Consider the following 13,683-nt stretch of genomic DNA (forward strand, 5'->3'; position numbering starts at 1 on the left):
GAGGATTGTGACCGGTCACACTTGGGTCGTCAAGAGACCGTAACGAGGGATTCACGCGGACCTCCGCTCCCGGAGAACGGGGCGGGGTCAGGAGGGGGAGCACCTTGACCGGCACGGCGGAAGCGGCGCACATGGCCTCCAACCAGCGGCAGAACGACTTCACTTGGGGACATGAGACCCTCCGGGCACGGTTCGCCGTCGCCGCCGACGGGACCCTGAGCCTGGTCGAACTGGCCGGGCCCGACGGCGAAGGTCCCGCCGCCCCTGACTCCGCGCTCCCGCTCGTGGAGCTCACCGCCCTCGGCCACGGAAGCGGCTGGTCCGGCCCCCGCTTCACGGGCACGGCCTTCGGCGCACGGCTCGCCTACCGGGCCCACCGCACGGGCAGCCGCGACGGCTGGGACTGGCTGACCGTCGAACTCCACGACCCGGCCACCGGGTTGACGGCGTTCGCCGAGCTGACGTCACCCACCGGCCTGCCCGTCCTGCGCTCCCGCGTCCGGCTGCGCAACGAGGGCGGGGAGCCCCTGGTCGTCCAGTCCGTCAGCAGCCTGCTGCTCGGCGGTCTGCCCTCACCGGACGCCCTCGACGTCCACCGCGCCCGCAACGACTGGCTCGCCGAGTGCCGCTGGTACGCCGAGCCGCTGCGCGCCGCCGTCGCCGACATCAACATGGACGTCCACGAGCACGACAGCCGGGCCGCCCTCGCCCTCACCGGGCGCGGCAGCTGGCCCACCGACGGCCATCTGGCCATGGGGGCGCTGACCGAGCGGGACGGCGGCCGGGCCTGGGTGTGGCAGGTGGAGTCCCCGGCCGGCTGGCGCTGGGACGTCGGCCAACGCGCCCACGGCACCTACCTGGCCCTGAACGGCCCCACGGACGCGGAGCACCAGTGGCGGCTCCGGCTCGCACCGGCCGAGGAGTTCACCACCGTCCCAGGGGCCCTCGCACTCGGCTCCGGACTCGACACCGCGATGGGCGCCCTCACCTCCTACCGCCGGGCGATCCGCCGCCCCCACCCGGACCACACCGCCCTCCCCGTCGTCTTCAACGACTACATGAACACCCTCATGGGCGACCCGACCACGGCCAAACTCCTGCCGCTGATCGACGCCGCCGCCGACGCAGGCGCGGAGTACTTCTGCATCGACTCGGGCTGGTACGACGACGACACCCGAGGCTGGTGGGACAGCGTCGGCGCCTGGCAGCCCTCGCCGCGCCGCTTCCCCGACGGCGGCATCCAGGCGGTCCTGGACCGGATCAGGGAGCGCGGCATGGTGCCCGGGCTGTGGCTGGAGCCGGAGGTCGTCGGTGTGCGCAGCCCCGTCGCGTCCGAACTCCCCCCAGAGGCGTTCTTCCAGCGCGACGGCGTACGCCTGACCGAACAGGGCCGTCACCAGCTCGACCTGCGGCATCCGGCCGCCCGGGCCCACCTCGACAAGACGGTCGACCGGATCGTCGGCGACTGGGGCGTGGGCTATCTCAAGCTCGACTACAACATCCTGGTCGACCCGGGCACCCAGGCACCCGGCGACCTCGCACCGGGAGCGGGCCTCCTCGGCCACGCCCACGCGTACCTCGACTGGCTCTCCGCCGTCCTGGACCGCCACCCCGGCCTCGTCGTCGAGAACTGCGCCTCGGGCGGCATGCGCATGGACGGCGCCACCCTGGCCGTCGCCCAGCTTCAGTCCACCAGCGACCAGCAGGACCCGCTGCGCTACGCGCCCATCGCCGCCGCAGCGCCGAGCGCGGTCCCGCCCGAGCAGGGCGCCGTCTGGGCCTACCCACAGCCCGGGTTCGACGACGACCTGATCACCTGGACCCTGGGCGGGGCCCTGCTCGGCCGCATCCACCTCTCGGGCCACCTCAACCGCATGTCCGAGCACCAACTGGCCCTCGTACGGGACGCGGTCACGGTCTACAAGTCGATCCGCGGCGACCTCGCCCGGGCCCTGCCCTTCTGGCCGCTCGGCCTGCCCGGCTGGACGGACGAGTGGCTGGCCCTGGGCCTCAGGGGCCCCGGCGACCGCACGGCCTACCTCTCGGTCTGGCGCCGCGGCGGACCGGCCGAACTACGCGTCCCCCTACGGCACCTCGCGGGCCGGGCCGTCCGGGCGGAGGTCCTGCACCCGACCATGGCCGGGGCCGGCCGGGCGGTGTGGCAGGGGGACGTGCTGTCGGTGACGGTGCCGCGCACGCCCGGGGCGTTGCTGATCCGGCTCACGCAGGACGACTAGGCGGGGCGGCGCCGCGCGTCACTCCCGAACGGCAGCCCGCTCGCGTGCCGCGTTGCGTTCCCGGGCCTGATCGCGGGCGTCACGGCGGAACGCCCATGCCATGTCCGGCTCCATCACCCAGCGGAACAGCCGCTGTACCGGCGGGGTGCACAGCGCGGTCACGACGACGGCGGCGACGGCCGTGACGACGATTGCGCCCAGGGGCCCGTGGATCCACGCCGGGTCGTACCAGCCCCAGAACTTGGAGCCCTGGGCGACGAAGCCGTGCAGCAGATAGCCGTACAGCGTGCCCGCGCCCAGAACCGTGAACCAGGCGTGGCGTCCCGGTACCCAGGAGAGGAAGCAGGCGACCAGGACCAGCGAGCAGCCGAAGATCACCAGCGTCATGAGGGGCCCGGACCAGGAGGGCGCCGCGAGTTCCTCCGCGCTGTCGCGGTGGTAGAACCAGGCGCCCGTCATCCGCGGCACCGCCCAGTAGGCCACGGCCAGGGCGGCGGCGAAGACCGGCACGGCGAGGATGCGCACCTTGCGGCGGCGCACCAGCCGGAAGTGCTCCGGCTTCAGGCACAGGCCGAGGACGAAGTACGGCAGGAACTGCAGGGTGCGCTGCAGATCGAGGTCGTTGCCGATGTCCGGCGAGAGCGTCGCCAGCATCGCGATGGCGAGCGCGACCGGCAGCGGCCACCGCACATGCCGCCACACCGGCGTGGTCAGCCGCCAGACGAACAGCGCCACCAGGAACCAGGTCAGATAGAGCGGGTCCAGCAGGCTGATCGGCCGGTCGGGCTCCTGGTCGGTCCACCGGGTGAACAGGGTGTACGCCGTCTCGAAGACGACATACGGCACGGCCAGCCCGGTGATCAGACGTCTGATCCGCCCCGGGGCGGCGTCGAAGGAGCGCGAGAAGTAGCCGGAGATGATGATGAACGCCGGCATGTGGAAGGCGTACACCACCATGTACAGGGCGCTCGCCGCCCGGCTGCCGTCCCGCAACGGCTCCCAGGAGTGCCCCATGGCCACCAGCACGATCGCCAGATACTTGGCGTTGTCGAAGAACGCGTCCCGCTGCCCGGACCGCTGCGCGGGGGCGGCGGCCTCGGAGGCGTCCTTCCGTCCCCGCCCGCCGTCGGCCGGCGCGACGGCGCGCATGCGCAGGGTGTCCTCGCTCATCGCGCCTCCCGCACACGGTGGGGGGAACCGGAACGGGCGCGGGCGCATCTTGCCGGAGATACGGCAGTGGGGTGCCGGTGAGACATCCCCGCCGCCTCACCGCTGCGGGGCGCGGTAAACCGCTTTCCGGTGCGATGTCGTATGGATCACAGCCGCAGCCGCAGCCGCAGCCGCAGCCGCAGCCACGGCGACGGTCACAGCCACAGCCACAGCCACGGCGACGATGCCGCCACGCCGGACGCCGGGAAGCGTGCCGGCACCGTCGCACGCGGCGTGTCAGCTCACCGAGCAGGCGTTGCCGTTCAGCGTGAACGCCGTGGGACTGGGGTTCGCGGACCCACGGGTGGCCGTGAAGCCGAGGGTGACCGAGCCCGCCGCGGGGATCGTCGCCGTGTACGAGGCGGCCGCGACGCTGACCGCGGAGCCGCTCTGCGTCGCCGTACCGCCCCAGAGGTTGGTGACGCGCTGGCTGTCCGGGAAGGCCCAGCGCAGCGTCCAGCCGTTGATCGCCGACGTGCCGGTGTTGCGCAGGACGATCTCGCCCTGGAAGCCGCCGGGCCAGCTGCTCGTCACCCGGTAGCCGACACCGCAGGCCGACGGTGAGCCGCCGGGGGAGGTCGTGACCGTCACCGTGGCCGAGCGGGGCGACTTGTTGCCCGCGGCGTCACGGGCGTAGACGGCGAAGGTGTGGGAGGTGGACGGGGAGAGGCCGGTGACGGTGGCGGAGGTGCCCGTCGTGGTGGTGGCGGTGGTCTCGGTCGCGCCACTGACCCGGACGACGTCATAGCCCGTGACGCCGGTGGCGTCCGTGGCGGCGGACCAGGCCAGCTTCACGGACGACGAGGTCACCTCCGAGGCGGTCGGTGTGCCGGGAGCCGTCGGGGGAGTGGTGTCACCGCCGCCCGAGGAGAAGACCGTGGCTTCCTTCGAGGTCGCGGCGATGCCGTTGGCGCCGTTGAAGACGCGCTGACCCCAGGAACTGAGCCGCGTGCGGTCGAACTCGATCGCCAGGTCGAGGATCGGGTCGGTGTTGCCGCTCCAGGACCAGGCCAGGTAGCCGAGCCGCAGCTGTTGGGCCACGGCCATCATGGTGTCCTCGTCGGGGTCGCCGTACTGGTCCGCCGGTCCTCCGAACTCGCCGATGAGGATGGGGAGTTTGGCGTTGACGAAGGCGTTCAGATAGTCGGTGATCTCCTGGGCGGTGTCGTAGACGCTGTACATGTGGATCGAGAAGATCAGGTTGCCGGTGGGGTCGGCGTCGTAGACGGACTTGGCGTTGGCGCGCATCACGCCCTGCCAGTCCTGGCCCCAGTTGGGCGCGTCCACCATGATCGTGTGCGCGAATCCGGCGTTGCGCAGCTTCTTGACGGCGGCGATGGTGGGATTGGTCCACCCCGCGGGATTGGTGTTGCCCCAGGGCTCGTTGCCGATGTTGATGATGACGTAGTCCTCTTGACCGGCGAGCACCTCTTTCAGTCCGATCCAGTAGTCGGCGGCGTGGTCGAGGGTCCCGGCCGCGGACTCCTCCCCGTAGCCGGTGGTGTCGTGCACCTCCAGCACGCAGATGAGCCGGTTGGCCTTGCACCGGGCGATGACACTCGCCACGTCCTGCGCGCTGTTCTTGGTCCAGCGGTGCCCGTCGGAGAGGACGACGCGGACGGTGTTGGAGCCCAGCGACTTGACGTCGGCCAGCGACTGCGTCTCACCCGGGTACCAGGTGTGGGCGTGGTTGACGCCGCGCATCACGAAGTCGTTCCCGGAGGCCTCCACGAGACGGCCGTTCTCGATACGCAGGCCGGTGGCGGCGGCCTGTGCCGGAGTGCTGAAAGAGAGTAAGGAGAGCAGAAGTCCCAGGAGGGCGGCGGCCACTCCGGCCACTCGTGGGACGGATGCGGTGCGAGATCTCATAGCGGCTCCAGAGAAGAGGAGTTGACGGACAGTCGGGCCCGCGCCGGGTGTCAGGCGGCCGGGGTCTTCGCCGTGCACGTGACGGTCGCCGCCGGGGTCCCGGCCGTTGCCGGTGCGGTGGCGACAAAGCCGAACGTGGCGCTCGCACCGGGGGCCAGTGCGCCGTTCCACGCCGCGTTCGTGACGGTGGCCGTGCCGTCGGCGGCCGTCGTGTGGGTGCCGTTCCAGACCTGGGTGAGACGCGCGCCGCCCGCCGGTACGACGGTCGCGGTCCAGCCCGAGGCGGCGGAGGCGGACGCGTTCGTCACCGTCACCTCGCCCTGATAGCCGCCCTGCCAGGAGGAGACGGCCCGGAACCGCGCGGTGCAGGCCCCGGGTTCCTCGCCGGGGTCACCGGGATCACCCGGGTCCTGCGGGACGCCCCCGTCGAGGACGGCCGCCAGGGCCGGGTACCAGCGGGCGGCGATCTTGTCGTCGCCGGAGGCGTTGGGGTGCACGCCGTCATAGGTGTCGGCGGCCGTGCTGAACCCCGTCCACTGGTCGACCACCGTGACCGGGGAACGGTCGGTGCTGGTCGCCCGCGCCCAGGCGGGAATCGCCGCGTTGAAGTCGACGACGCGCTGCGCACAGGCCGCGCAACTGCCCGGGTTCATCGGGATGAGCTGCGCGACGAGGACCCGCATGTCCGGATCGGAGGCCCGCATCTGCGCCACGAGCTTGGTGTAGGCGGCGAGGATGCGGTCGGGGGCGATGCTGCTCCACACGTCGTTCGTGCCGAAGTGCATGACAACGATGTCCGGGCGGGTGGCGGCCAGCCTCCCCGGCAGCAGGTTCTGGTCGGCGACGTTCGTCACCAACTCGCCGCCGTGACCCTCGTTGTCGCCGTCGTGCGCCTGCCCGCACCCCTGCGTGGGGAGGGTGCCGACGAAGTCGATGTCCTTGTAGCCGCTGTTCACCAGCCGGTTCCACAACACCGCCCGCCAGCAGCCCGGCGAGCCGGTGATCGAGTCGCCGAGCGGCATGACGCGGACGGGGTCCGCGGCCGGGGCGGCCGTCGCTCGGGGTGCGACGGTCAGGCCGAGGGGGAGGAGCAGGGTGGCCAGGAGGCCGAGAACCGTGACGATCCGTAAGTGCGGGGACGAGCGGGCGGTTCTGCGCATGGTGGTCCCTTCCCTGGGTGAGGTGGGAGCGCTCCCATGACATCAAGCCACTGTTGTCATTGACGCGTCAAGAGGTGGGCGGGCCGGGCCGACCACTTGAGGGTGGGTTCGGTTCGAGGCGGCGGTTCAGGTCGCGGCGCGGTGTGCAGGGGGTTGCACCTTCCGTAGCGGCATGTGGTCCGGTGGACTTACGTGCCGATGCCTTGAGGAAAGGTCCCTGCTCATGCGTTCGTCTTTCATGCCACCCCGTCAGGTCAAGATCGGGGACGCGGCGGCCTTCGTCGGCAGCACGCCACGGGCGATTCGCCATTACCACGAGATCGGCCTCCTCCCCGAGCCTGAGCGGGGCGGCGACGACCGCCGCCGCTACGGGTACGAGGACATGATCCGCTTGCTGTGGATTCGCAAGATGGCCGACGCCGGTATCGCCCTGGACGACATCCGTGACGCCTTCACCACCGGCACCGCTTCCGCCCGTGCGGACAGCGGAGAAGGGATCGCGGGCATCCTGGAGCGGTTGGAGGAGACCCTCGCCGAGCAGGAGGCGGAATTGCGGCGTCAACGGACCGCCGTGCAGCGGATGCGCACCGAGGGCAGCCGGATGGGCCTGCTCTCCGACTTCGTCACCGAACGCCTCAAGAGCCTGCCCGAGGGCTCCCTGCGTCAGGCGGACCTGGACAGTCTGCTGGTCACCGAGCGGATCTTCGGCCCGCTCGGCGCGGCCGTCCAGGCCACCCGCTTCGTAGTCCTGGCCACGCATCCCGCTCTGCGGGAGGATTCCGACCGCATCGATGACGCCGAGGAGGCGCTCGATGACAGCGTCGCCGTCGATGATCCACGGGTGGCTCAAGTGGCCGTCGAGCGGCATGCCTTCGAAACCGCCCTGCAGGCCGTCATCGAGGAGTCCGGCCTGGGTGAGGACGACGATGCCCTCTTCGATGCCTGGGACACTGTGCACCCTGCCACCGCCGATGACGGCGAGGGCGAGGCCGACTCCATGAGCGTGTTCGAAGCCACCCGCAAGATGCCGTACGACTTCTCCCCGGCCCGCCAGCGCTGTATGGAACTGGCGGAAGAACTGTCCGCCCAAGACTCACCCACTACCTAGGACGCGGCCTAGGCGGATGCGCCCGATGTGTCGTCGAGACCCGGCGGGTCTGTCGTGGTCGCCTCGTCGTCCTGTTCGAGCGGTGCGTCGGGAGCGCTCGGACCGGCCGCGCCGGGTGGGGGCGTGGTGGGCTCGGCCTGTACCGCGCGCGGCCGGTAACCACGGGGCCGGGACCGGAAGATGCCGTCGTTCATCGCTGCTCCGAGGTGAGGAATTCCAGTACTTCGATGTCGTCGAGACGGATGTAGAGACCCTGGGTCCGGTCCACCCTCGACAGGAACCTGCCGTCGGGGGCGAGCCGCCAGGCCGACTCCAGGAACAGGTCGTAGGTGGAGGCGGGGTGGGAGGACGCGTAGGAGCCCGCCCCGTACCAACCGCCCACCCAGGAACCGCTCTTGAGGCGGGCGCGGAGGAAGCACGGCCCCAGGCCGGCGAAGACGTGGTCCCAGGCAGAGGGGGCGGCGACGTACCGGGCCGGGCGGCCCCGGCGCTGCCACAGCGACACCGCGCACGCGGCGGCGGCCGGGACGACGATGAGCAGCAGCAGCGCGAGCACGGCGGCCGGACGCGGGGACGCGGAGAGCTTCTCCCACCGTGCCGCCGACAGGGGCAGTCGGTCGGTGAGCACCCTCCCGAAGACCAGGACGTAGGCGATGTCCAGGACGAGGGAGGCGGCGAGGGCCCGCAGCAGCCGCTCGCCGAGGTCGGCGTGCCGCACGGACGGGCCGCGGGCGTGTTCCCGGGTGAACTGGTAGGTCACGCCCGGCAGTACGGCGACGATCACGACAGCGAGCTGGACGAAGGTCGTGGGCACGCGGTCACCTCCAGTCGCCGTACAACTGGAACGGCGCCCAGTGGTAGGGGTCGTCGAAGACGAGCCGGTCCGGGGGCAGTTCGTCGAGGCCGGAGAGGACCTGGTCCAGTTCTGCCCGCTCCTCCGGGGCCACGACCAGGGGCCGCTTGGACAGGCAGTACTGCCGCACCGCCCGCGCGGGGGTCCGGCGTAGGGCGAGCTGGGCCTGCCGCAGTGCCTCGGCCCGGGCGACACCTCGGCTCAGCCGGGCGTAGAAGTCGTCCAGCAGCAGGGCCGCCGACAGGTCGTCCACCTTCCAGAGCGTGGCCAGCACGGACCTCGCGCCCGCCTGGAGGAAGGCGCGTACCAGCCCGAAGCGTTCCTCGGCGAGGTCGAGGGAGCCCAAGCCGCTCTCGCAGGCGCCGATCGTGACCAGCCCGACGCGCAGCCGCAGATCCACCACGTCGTACGCGGTCAGCCTCTCGTCGCGGCCCAGGACGACGGCGGACGTCTCATGCCGGCCGGGCCGGAACTCTCCGTGGCAGGCCAGGTGGAGCACGTCGTACGGGCGGGCGGACAACTGCGCGAGCAGTTGGCGCTTTCCGGACACGGTGGTGGCGTCGGGGAGGTGCGCGGTGACGGCGTGGGTCTCCAGGGAGGCGAAGACCAGGGCGTCTTCGGAGGTGCGGTCCGCGATGAGCAGGGCGGAGGCGGGGGTGGCGGGCGGTTCGGCGTCGCCCAGGCAGAGTCGCATCAGGGAGGCGCTCGGCGAGAAGCACACCGGGTTGCGGTCGCTCAGGGCCCCGCCGTCGGGCAGTCCGACGGCGTGCAGGGGCACGTGGTGGAGGAGCCCGTCGGGCACCAGCCACACCGTCTCCCCGGGGCGGCTGTGGCGGACCGCCGCCTCCACCAAGGGACGGAAGGGCGTGTCCCACGGGGTCGGCGCGAGGTGCCGGTCGTCCGGTTCGATGCCCCTGAGGGCGTCGCGCAGTGCGGCATGGTCCGCCGGGGTGTGGGCGATGGTGACGAGTCGGGGAGCCGAGTCGTCGGCGCGCAGCAGGAAGACGAGCGTTTCGTCCTCGTCGTGCCAGTACGCCATGAGGAGCGTCTCCGGGCCGATCGTGGCGAGCAACTCGCTCACCTGGCCGAACTCCGACACGCCGCGTTGCCGGTTCAGCTCCGCGTGCCCCAGGCTGCCTGTCCGGGCCCGGGCGATGGCTTGCGGGGTCAGCACGGCCCGAGCCGGAGAGGCGTGCCGGTCCTGTCGCTGGTACAGGGACGAAGGCGGAGCTTTCGGCCCATCGGCCATGGTGCGCCGGGCCAGTTCGGCACTGAGTTTCATGGCCCGTACGTTCTCGGTGTGGCTGAACGCCTTCCGCAGTCCGCTGTCCGTGTCCGGGTCGGACAGCAGCAGGCGCAGCGTCTCGCCGGCGTAGAGACGTTTGGCGGCGAGGCCGGACGGCCCCGGCGGGGCAGGGGAGCGTGGGGCGGGCGTCTTGCCCATCGAGCGCAGACTCCGGTCGATCTGGTCGTGCAACCGGTCCAGGGCGTGCACCGATTCGCCGAGCGCCATCATGCTCTCCGCCGCGCTCATGTGCTGCCGCTCGATGCGGGTCCCGGGCTGGTCCGGGCCGTAGCGCTCGATGATCCTTTCCAGCACCACGAGGGCGCGACGCGTCACATCGGCCGGTCCCTCACCTGGCGGCGTCCTCACCTCCGCGACGTCCTCGGTCAGCCGTCTGCCGGTACCGGGCGTCAACTCCACCCCCTTGGTCGACTGGGCGGTCCGGAAGTACGACGGCCCGCCCGACGCTTCCCGGAGGTCGCGTTCGACGAAGTAGCGGTTCACGTCGTAGACGGCGGCGTCCCACAGCGCGCCCGCGACCCAGGGCGTCATGCCGTCGGTCTCCAGGTCGGCGAGACCCCCGTCCGCCGGCAGACCCCGGAGGGAGGCGAGCAGTTCGAGTGCCTCCTCCCGCATGGTGACGTGGTGGGCCACCATGGCGGCCGTCAGAATCGCGTTGTGCTGGGCCGGTCCGTCGTGCCGTCCGGCCGCCGTGCGCTCGCGCAGCAGGGCACGCAGTTCGGCCGCCGCCCGGTTGGGGTTGTCCCCGCGCCGTGCGCTCACCGCGGCGGCGCACACCCGGTACAGCTCCGCCCACTGAGGCTTGCCGAGCAGCCCGAAGTCCTGTGCCGCGCCCCGCGCCTCCTCGTGGGCCTCTTCCGGCCGGTCGAGATTGCCCCAGGTCACGACTGCGGTGGCCTGTACGAGGACGGTGGCCGTGAGGTGGGCGCGCAGCATCGAGGGCCTGGCTCCCCGCAGCACGGCGTCGGCGTTCATCTCCACGGCGAGCAGAGCGTTGTCGGCCAGGATCAACCACTCCAAGGTCTCCTGCGCGCCCTCGTGCAGCAGGAAGTCCGTCCGGACGTCCCGCGTCTTCTCGGTCAGCGCGCCGCGGTAGGACTGCCAGGCGTACGTCGTCAGCGCGACGACGGCCCGGTAGTCGGGCCCGATCGGCCGGGCCAGGACGCGGTCGAAGGCCCAGGACGCGAGTGCGGAGTCGTAGGCGGGACCGCTGCCGCCGCGCAGGCGGGCCCATGCGGGCCGCCACAGGAGGCTTCGGTCCACTCGGCCCATGGCCCAGGCCGCGAGGACTTCCACGGCGAGGACGAAGACCGTGGCGACCAGCAGTTCACGGCGGGGCTGGAACACCCCGGCGAGCAGGAACATCATGCTGCCCCGACCGAGGACGACGCGCGGCGCCCGCAGCAGCAACTGCCCTCCCTTCGACGGCACATGAGGGGCCGATGCGGCGAGGGCCAGCCCGATGACGGTGGCGCCTGCCAGCAGCACGCCTCCTCCGACACCGGTCAGCACCGGGACGGAGGACCAGACGTCCGCGAGCCACTCGCCGGGCGGGGTGGCCGCGACCGCGACGGCGGGGACGACGGCGAGCGGACGCAGCCGCCGTCGCAGGAGAGCCGGACGGAGCAACTCCCGGGTGGCCCAGGTGCTCAGTGCCATTCGCAGCGAGATCAGTACGGCGCAGACCATGGCGAGCGGGAAGAGCGGCGCGGGCAGCGTCGGCAGCAGCGGCACCGCGACCGGCGGCGTGATCATGGCGAACAGGTTGGACCGGCGGGCCCACCGCAACCGCAAGGGCGGGGCGGCGGAGCCTGCGAGGGCCTCGCGCCAGCGCTCGGGCGCGCCGTCACGTGCCCGGCGGCGCATGACCGCCTCGAACAGAGCGTCTTGCGGCAGCACTTGTTCCCCCGTCGCCCGCGTGGAGCGTGTGTAGTCGATTCATCACACTCAGTCATCACCACTATAGGTTCGAACGTCGTTCGATCACTCTCGGCGTGAAGTCCCGGCTCTGTCAGAAGTGTTGACCGAGTCGTGAAAGCGTTTTAACTTCCCTTCACCGGACAGGCCGAGGTGAGGGGGAGCCGTGGCAACCGAGTTACGGGAACGAGCAGGTGCGAAGGGGGTGAGTCCTTCCCACCCCGGTCCCGACGGAGTGCGGCGTGAGCGTAAAGGTTTTCAGAGCCGGACGCTTTTCCTGCTCATGCTGCCCGGTGTCGCCTACTTCCTGCTGTTCCACTACGGCGCCCTCGCCGGGAACGTCATCGCGTTCAAGGAGTACGTGCCGTTCGACGGTCTCCTGGGCAGCCCCTGGGTGGGGCTCGGCAACTTCCAGCGCATGTTCGAGGACGCGGCGTTCTGGGACTCGGTCCTCAACACCCTCTGGATCGCCGTCCTCCAGCTCGTCTTCTACTTCCCGGTGCCGCTCGGTCTCGCCCTGCTGCTGCACACCCTCACCTGGAGCTCGGTGCGCCGGTTCGTGCAGTCGGTGGCGTATCTGCCGCACTTCATCTCGTGGGTGATCGTCGTCGCGCTGTTCCAGCAGGTGCTCGGGGACACCGGCCTGCTCAACAGCGGCCTGAGCGGGGCCGGTCTGCACACCGTCGACATCATCGGCAACCCCGACGCCTTCCGGCCGCTCGTCGTCGCCCAGGTCATCTGGAAGGACGCCGGCTGGGGCACGATCATCTTCCTCGCCGCGCTCGCCCAGGTCGACGAGCAGCAGTACGAGGCGGCCGCCATCGACGGCGCCGGACCCTGGCGGCGCTTCTGGCACGTCACCCTGCCCGCCATCCGCCCGGTCGTGGTGCTGCTGCTCATCATGCGGCTCGGCGACATTCTCTCCGTCGGCTTCGAGCAGATGCTGCTGCAGCGCGACGCGGTCGGACCGGAGACCGCCGAGGTCATCGACACCTTCGTCTACTACCAGGGCATCGTCGGCGGCGACTACGGTTTCGCGGCGGCCGCCGGCCTGTTCAAGGGGCTCGTCGGCGCCCTCCTCGTCTACGCGGCCAACAAGGCCGCCCACCGGCTCGGCGAACAGGGGGTCTACCGATGAGCGCGTCCGCCCGGCCCGGGTGGATGGAGAAGCCCCGGCCGCTCACCCAGACCGCGAAGGCGCTCGCCCTGGCCACGGTCGTGCTGCTGGTGTGCGTGCCGTTCCTGGTGATCGTGTCGACGTCCCTGGCCTCCACCCGGGAGGTCGTCGACAACGGCGGCTGGGTGCTGTGGCCCAGCGAGCCCACGCTCGACGCCTACCGTGACATCTTCGACGGCGGCATCGTCACCCACGCCCTCGGCGTCAGCGCGGGCGTGACGATCGTCGGCACCCTGCTCAGCCTCGTCTGCACGGTGACCCTGGCCTACGCGCTGTCCCGCCCGGGCGTCTTCGGCGGCAAACCGGTGCTGCTGCTGGTGCTGTTCACGTTCCTCTTCCCGCCCGGCATGATCCCGAGCTTCCTGCTCGTCAAGGAACTCGGCCTGCTCGACTCGTACGCCTCGCTCGTCCTGCCCGTCCTGGTCAACGTGTTCAACCTGGTCGTGCTGCGCGGCTTCTTCCAGTCGATCCCGGAGGAGCTGTACGAGGCGGCACGGCTGGACGGGGCGGGGGACTGGCGGGTGCTGGTGTCGGTGGTGCTGCCGCTGTCCAAGGCCGCGCTCGCCGTCGTCGGCCTGTTCTACGCCGTCGCCTACTGGAACTCCTGGTTCTACGCCTCGCTGTACCTGGAGAGCGACCACTGGCCGCTCCAGCAGGTGCTGCGCACCTATGTGGTGGCCGGGGCCGGGCTCACCGACGCGACGACCGGCGAGGCGACCGTGACCGCTCCGCAGACCGTGCAGATGGCGGTGCTCGTGATCGCCACCGTGCCGATCCTGCTGGTCTACCCGTTCCTGCAGAAGTACTTCACCAAGGGCGTGCTCACCGGCGCCATCAAGAGCTGACT

Annotated in this window: 10 protein-coding genes; 4 read left to right on the plus strand and 6 right to left on the minus strand. The window is 71.2% G+C overall.

Annotated elements, in window-relative coordinates; translation table 11 throughout:
• The first annotated feature begins 131 nt into the window (after positions 1-131).
• Positions 132-2,237, plus strand: a complete 2,106-nt coding sequence (locus KJK29_RS35630) for an alpha-galactosidase (RefSeq protein ID WP_215124568.1) — start codon at positions 132-134, stop codon at positions 2,235-2,237.
• 18 nt (positions 2,238-2,255) lie between these two features.
• Here KJK29_RS35630 and KJK29_RS35635 read toward each other — a convergent pair whose 3' ends face one another.
• The 3 genes from KJK29_RS35635 to KJK29_RS35645 all read right to left on the minus strand — a co-directional run bounded on the left by KJK29_RS35635 (position 2,256) and on the right by KJK29_RS35645 (position 6,475).
• Positions 2,256-3,407: an acyltransferase family protein gene (locus tag KJK29_RS35635; RefSeq protein WP_370869181.1), complete on the minus strand. Its 1,152-nt coding sequence runs from the start codon at positions 3,405-3,407 to the stop codon at positions 2,256-2,258.
• A 276-nt stretch (positions 3,408-3,683) separates the two neighbouring features.
• Positions 3,684-5,315 carry a cellulase family glycosylhydrolase gene (locus KJK29_RS35640; protein ID WP_215123309.1) on the minus strand — a complete coding sequence of 544 codons (1,632 nt, stop codon included), beginning with the start codon at positions 5,313-5,315 and terminating at the stop codon, positions 3,684-3,686.
• A 50-nt stretch (positions 5,316-5,365) separates the two neighbouring features.
• Positions 5,366-6,475 carry a GDSL-type esterase/lipase family protein gene (locus KJK29_RS35645; protein ID WP_215123310.1) on the minus strand — a complete coding sequence of 370 codons (1,110 nt, stop codon included), beginning with the start codon at positions 6,473-6,475 and terminating at the stop codon, positions 5,366-5,368.
• Between the two features lie 223 nt (positions 6,476-6,698).
• On the opposite strand from KJK29_RS35645, the gene KJK29_RS35650 reads away from it, so the two are divergent.
• Entirely contained in the window at positions 6,699-7,583 is an 885-nt protein-coding gene (locus KJK29_RS35650) for a MerR family transcriptional regulator (RefSeq protein ID WP_215123311.1), read from the plus strand.
• Between the two features lie 8 nt (positions 7,584-7,591).
• Here KJK29_RS35650 and KJK29_RS35655 read toward each other — a convergent pair whose 3' ends face one another.
• Genes KJK29_RS35655 through KJK29_RS35665 form a run of 3 tightly spaced genes read right to left on the minus strand, consistent with a single transcriptional unit; the run spans position 7,592 to position 11,641 of the window.
• On the minus strand, positions 7,592-7,777 hold the full coding sequence (locus tag KJK29_RS35655) for a hypothetical protein (RefSeq protein WP_215123312.1): 186 nt from the start codon (positions 7,775-7,777) through the stop codon (positions 7,592-7,594).
• Positions 7,774-8,397 carry a DUF6338 family protein gene (locus KJK29_RS35660; protein ID WP_215123313.1) on the minus strand — a complete coding sequence of 208 codons (624 nt, stop codon included), beginning with the start codon at positions 8,395-8,397 and terminating at the stop codon, positions 7,774-7,776. Before KJK29_RS35660 ends, KJK29_RS35655 begins: the two co-directional genes overlap by 4 nt.
• Positions 8,398-8,401: 4 nt before the next feature.
• On the minus strand, positions 8,402-11,641 hold the full coding sequence (locus KJK29_RS35665; RefSeq protein WP_215123314.1) for a CHAT domain-containing protein: 3,240 nt from the start codon (positions 11,639-11,641) through the stop codon (positions 8,402-8,404).
• Between the two features lie 301 nt (positions 11,642-11,942).
• Here KJK29_RS35665 and KJK29_RS35670 point away from each other — a divergent pair, with 301 nt between their 5' ends.
• Together KJK29_RS35670 and KJK29_RS35675 are read left to right on the plus strand one after the other, a co-directional pair.
• The gene (locus tag KJK29_RS35670) at positions 11,943-12,797 is read left to right on the plus strand and encodes an ABC transporter permease (protein WP_215123315.1); all 855 of its coding nucleotides are present in this window, start codon (positions 11,943-11,945) and stop codon (positions 12,795-12,797) included.
• Positions 12,794-13,681, plus strand: coding sequence for a carbohydrate ABC transporter permease (locus KJK29_RS35675; RefSeq protein WP_215123316.1), 888 nt, complete (start codon positions 12,794-12,796; stop codon positions 13,679-13,681). The genes KJK29_RS35670 and KJK29_RS35675 overlap by 4 nt, the downstream gene beginning before the upstream one ends.
• Positions 13,682-13,683: the final 2 nt, after the last annotated feature.

Origin of the sequence: Streptomyces koelreuteriae, assembly GCF_018604545.1 — a bacterium.
In the GTDB taxonomy this organism is placed as follows: domain Bacteria; phylum Actinomycetota; class Actinomycetes; order Streptomycetales; family Streptomycetaceae; genus Streptomyces; species Streptomyces koelreuteriae.